The organism is Skermanella sp., assembly GCF_059503625.1.
On sequence record NZ_JCACHA010000180.1, the window covers coordinates 1 to 3,518 of the forward strand.

Sequence of the window (3,518 nt, forward strand, 5' to 3'; positions counted from 1 at the left end):
CCCGACGGCAACACCCACAACTTCATCTCGTGCAAGGGCGGGCTGAACGACGGCAAGTACTGCAACCCCGAGGTCGACGCCCACCTGAACGCCGCCCGGACCACGAACGACCTGGAAGCCCGCAAGGCCGAATACAGACAAGCGGCCGAACTCTATCTGGCCGACCATGAACGGATCTACCTCTACCATCAGAACTGGTTCTGGTCGCTGTCGTCCAAGGTCAAGGGCTTCAAGCCGCATCCGGACGGCATGATCCGCCTGGAAGGCGTGTCGGTCGCCAAGTGACGCCCGCCCGGTAACGCTCCGTTCTCCGTAGTAGAAGGACCGCCCCCATGCTGGCCTTTATGGCGAGGCGCCTTGCCGTCAGCATCCCGACCCTGGTGCTGATCTCGCTGCTGGTCTTCTCGCTTCAGCTCCTGCTTCCCGGCGACCCGGCGCTCGCCATCGCCGGGGACGAGCGGACGCCCGAGATGCTGGCGTTCATCCGCGAGAAATACCACCTGAACGACCCGATCGTGGTCCAGTACTGGTACTGGCTGACCGGCGTGCTGTCGGGCGACATGGGGATCTCCATCCGCAGCCAGATGCCGGTGACGGAGCTGATCCTGACCAAGCTGCCGGTGACGCTCCAGCTCGGCATCATGGCGATGATCATCGCCCTGGCGATCGGCATCCCGGCCGGCATTATCTCGGCGGTCCGCAAGGGCAGCGGCTGGGATGTCGGAGCGAACGTGGTGGCGCTGTCCGGCATCTCCATCCCCAACTTCTGGCTGGGCATCATGCTGATCATGCTGGTGTCGGTGCAGTGGGGGCTGCTGCCGGCGTCGGGCTATACCAGCCCGCTGGAAGACCCCGTGCGGAACATCCAGACCATGATCATGCCGGCCTTCGTGCTGGGCACCGGCATCGCCGCGATCATGATGCGGCACACCCGAAGCTCCATGCTGTCGTCGCTCCAGGCCGACTACGTCAGGACGGCGCGGGCCAAGGGTCTGTCGGAACGGATCGTCGTGCTGCGCCACGCCTTCCGCAACGCGCTGATCCCGGTCGTGACGCTGGGCACGCTGCAACTGGGGGAACTGCTGTCCGGTGCGGTGCTGACGGAGCAGATCTTCACTATTCCGGGCTTCGGCAAGCTGGTCGTCGATGCCGTGTTCAACCGCGACTATGCCGTCGTGCAGGGGGTCGTGCTGTTCACCGGCACTGCCTTCATCCTGATGAACCTGCTGGCGGACATGCTGTATTTCCTGCTTAACCCCCGGCTTCGCGCCTGAGGGAGGATGCCATCATGAGCATATCCAACGCCGCCGCGACCGCACCCGCCCCTGCCCCTGCCCCTGCCCCTGCCCCTGCCCCTGCCCCTGCCCGCTCCGGCTGGTCGCAGTCGAGGATCTGGCGGCGGCTGCGGCGCAATCCGACGGCCCTGGCGGGCGGCGCGATCGTCCTGCTGTTCATCGCCATCGCCATCGCGGCGCCGTTGCTGGCGCCGTACGAGCCGAACGTATCGAGCTGGCTGACGGTGCGGAAGCCGCCCACGGCGGCGCACTGGATGGGCACCGACGATGTCGGGCGGGACGTCATGTCGCGGCTGATCCACGGCAGCCGCGCCTCGCTGTCGGCTGGCATCATCTCCGTCGCCATCGCCCTGCTGATCGGCGTGCCGCTGGGCGTCCTGGCCGGATTTTACGAGGGTTGGCTCGATGCGGTGATCTCCCGCGTCACCGAGGCGGTTCTGGCCTGTCCGTTCCTGATCCTTGCCATCGCTTTGGCGGCCTTCCTCGGCCCCAGCCTGACCAATGCGATGATCGCCATCGGCATTTCGGCGGCGCCCATCTTCGTCCGGCTGGCGCGCGGTCAGGTCCTGTCGGTCAAGACGGAGGACTACGTACAGGGTGCGCGGGCGGTCGGCTGTTCCGACTTCAGGATCATCCGGCGCTACATCCTGCCGAACATCTTCCCGCCGCTGCTGGTGCAATCGACCCTGACCATCGCCACCGCGATCATCGCGGAGGCCAGCCTGTCGTTCCTCGGTCTCGGCCAGCAGCCGCCGGACCCGAGCTGGGGCAGCATGCTGAACACCGCCAAGAACTTCATCACGCAGGCGCCCTGGATGGCGATCTGGCCGGGCGTCGCGATCTTCGTCGTGGTGTTCGGCTTCAACATCCTGGGCGACGGGCTGCGCGACGCGCTCGATCCGCGCGACAGCCGCTGACCTCGATAAGCTGACTACAAGAATAATCTGAAAGGGACCCGCTCACCATGTTCACAACCCGTCCGGAAATCCAAGGCACCTTCGGCGCCGTCACTTCGACCCACTGGCTGGCGTCGGCCTCCGGCATGGCCGTGCTGGAAAAAGGCGGCAACGCCTTCGACGCGGCGGTGGCGGCCGGCTTCGTGCTCCAGGTGGTAGAACCGCATCTGAACGGCCCCGCCGGGGAGGTGCCGATCCTGATCTACAACGCGCGGGAAGACCGGGTGCGGGTGATCTGCGGCCAGGGCACCGCCCCGGAAGCCGCGACCATCCAGGCTTATCGGGATCAGGGATTGTCGCTGGTGCCCGGCACCGGCCTGCTGGCCGCCGTGGTCCCCGGAGCCTTCGACGCGTGGCTGACCATGCTGCGCGACCATGGCACGATGGAACTGGCCGATGTCCTGGAACCGGCGATCTTCTACGCATCGGGCGGCCATCCGATGCTGGCGCGGGTGGCGCAGACGATCGAGACCGTCAGCGAGATGTTCAAGGAGGACTGGCCGACCTCGGCGGCGCTGTGGCTGCAAAACGGCTCCGTGCCGAAGGCCGGCGCGCTGTTCCGCAACCCCCAGCTTGCCGAAACCTATGGCCGGATCGTCCGTGAATCCCAGGGAGCCGCCACCCGCGAAGCCCGCATCGACAAGGCGCGCGACCTGTTCTACCGGGGCTTCGTCGCCGAGGCGATCGACACGTTCTGCCGCACCAACGAGGTCATGGACGTATCGGGACGGCGCCATCGCGGGCTGCTGAGCGGCCAGGACATGGCCGGCTGGAAAGCGACCTACGAGGAGCCGCTGACTTACGACTACCGCAACTACACCGTCTGCAAGACCGGCCCGTGGGGCCAGGGTCCCGTCTTCCTCCAGCAACTGGCGCTGCTGAAGGGCTTCGACCTGGATAAGATGGACCCGAACGGCCCGGACTTCGTCCATACCGTTATCGAGTGCATGAAGCTGGCCTTCGCCGACCGCGAGGCCTATTACGGCGATCCCGATTTCGTCGATGTGCCGGTCGAGACCCTGCTGTCCGACGCCTACAACGACGAACGCAGGAAGCTGGTCGGCGACAAGGCGTCGCTGGAACTGCGGCCCGGACGCATCCCCGGCTACGAGGGTCAGGCCGAACGTGCGGTGCCGCGCGCCGCCGGCGGAGCCGGAGAGGCTGTTCAGGGAGCCGGAGCCGGCGAGCCGACCATGGCGCATCTGGCGGAGGAGAAGGGCGAGAAGCGGGGCGATACCTGCCATGTCGACGTAATCGACCGCTGGGG

At 66.6% G+C, this 3,518-nt stretch carries 4 protein-coding genes; all 4 read left to right on the top strand.

What is annotated here, in order from left to right:
* Positions 1 to 285 (top strand): hypothetical protein (locus tag AC5JJ6_RS04745; protein WP_496040939.1); only part of this gene is annotated, 285 nt, incomplete at its 5' end.
* Positions 286 to 332: 47 nt separating this feature from the next.
* On the top strand, positions 333 to 1,274 hold the full coding sequence (locus tag AC5JJ6_RS04750; protein ID WP_496040940.1) for an ABC transporter permease: 942 nt from the start codon (positions 333 to 335) through the stop codon (positions 1,272 to 1,274).
* A 14-nt stretch (positions 1,275 to 1,288) separates the two neighbouring features.
* Positions 1,289 to 2,212, top strand: coding sequence for an ABC transporter permease (locus AC5JJ6_RS04755; protein ID WP_496040941.1), 924 nt, complete (start codon positions 1,289 to 1,291; stop codon positions 2,210 to 2,212).
* A gap of 47 nt (positions 2,213 to 2,259) precedes the next feature.
* Positions 2,260 to 3,518 (top strand): gamma-glutamyltransferase family protein (locus AC5JJ6_RS04760; RefSeq protein WP_496040942.1); only part of this gene is annotated, 1,259 nt, incomplete at its 3' end.